At 65.6% G+C, this 1,208-nt stretch carries 2 protein-coding genes; both read right to left on the bottom strand.

Going from position 1 to position 1,208, the window contains the following annotated elements; all coding sequences use genetic code 11:
- Positions 1–202: 202 nt before the first annotated feature.
- Positions 203–613 carry a hypothetical protein gene (locus HMPREF0975_RS01645; RefSeq protein ID WP_009232360.1) on the bottom strand — a complete coding sequence of 137 codons (411 nt, stop codon included), beginning with the start codon at positions 611–613 and terminating at the stop codon, positions 203–205.
- 91 nt (positions 614–704) lie between these two features.
- Positions 705–1,208: NAD(+) diphosphatase (gene nudC / locus HMPREF0975_RS01650; protein WP_009232361.1), on the bottom strand; the 504-nt coding region annotated here is incomplete at its 5' end.

Genomic DNA, 1,208 nt, shown 5'->3' on the forward strand with positions numbered 1-1,208 from the left:
CGGTCGGGCTCATCGGGACCAGCCTGCCACGGGTCGGTGACGAGAATCAGTGGCAGTGAGCCGACGCGATGGAAACCGACCGATGCCGGGTGGATTCAACTGGTTCAACCCCTTAAGGGTTATTCACGAACATACCAGTCATCTGCGTTTACCCAGGCCAGCAAGCACCTATCTCATCCTGTGAATAAATCTCCTTTCATTATTATCCCTTCTCGATCTTCTCGATATCGGAAGGTAGTGCGCTCCAGTTCCAATCCTTGACCCACACCCCATCCTTCTCCACCACGCACGACGAACCAATATCTCTGGACAGCAGCCACAACACGTCGGCGTCCTCCTGCCACACCACCCCCACCGAATGCGCACTCATGAGATAACGCCGATCGTCGGCCCACACCACCTCACCCGCCGCATTCTTGATCACCGGGTACACATTGCGCTTCCCGTCGATCTCCTCCGCGAAAAACTCCGAGGTGTACCGCCCCGACGCCGAAGTCCGAGTCTCCCCATCACGCAACACAGCCGGATCCACCGTAAACCACCCCCACAACCAAAAGACCAACACCGCCACCGCCCCCGCGGCACCGGCCAGCAAGACGGCACCGGCCAGCAAGACCCATCTCCTCGCCCTCATCAGTACGGCCATCCCTTTCTACTCCCGCTCACCACGCCCCCAAGCATCAACAATCGCTATTCGGCCGACGTCAACCTACGATGGGGCCGCCGTACCAGTCCTCGATGAGGAGGCGGGCGATGGAGGTGGGGCCGGGCAGGAGGATGCTGCCGTCGTCGGCGCCCGCGGTGAGCTCGTCGCGGGAGACGAGGCGGGCTTCGACGACCTCTTGGCCGTCGGGGCGGGGCCGGTCTTCGCCCAGGGCCAGTCGCGCCCGGCAGCCGAGCATGAGGGAGCGAGGGAAGGGCCAGGGCTGGGAGGCGATGTACTCGACCTCGGCCACGCACAGCCCGGTCTCCTCCCGCACCTCGCGGGCCACGGCCGCCTCGACGGACTCGCCGGCCTCGACGAAGCCGGCCACCACCGAGAAGCGCCGGGGCGCCCAGGCGGCACCGCGCACGAGGAGGAGGCGGTCGGACTCGTCGACGACCGTCATGATGACGGCCGGGTCGGTGCGCGGGAAGTGGACGGTGGCGCAGTCGGTGCACCTGCGGGCCCAGCCGGCCTCGGTGACCTCGGTGCGCCCGCCGCAGAC

It is taken from the genome of Actinomyces sp. oral taxon 849 str. F0330, from assembly GCF_000239715.1.
GTDB classification, from domain to species: Bacteria; Actinomycetota; Actinomycetes; order Actinomycetales; family Actinomycetaceae; genus Actinomyces; species Actinomyces johnsonii.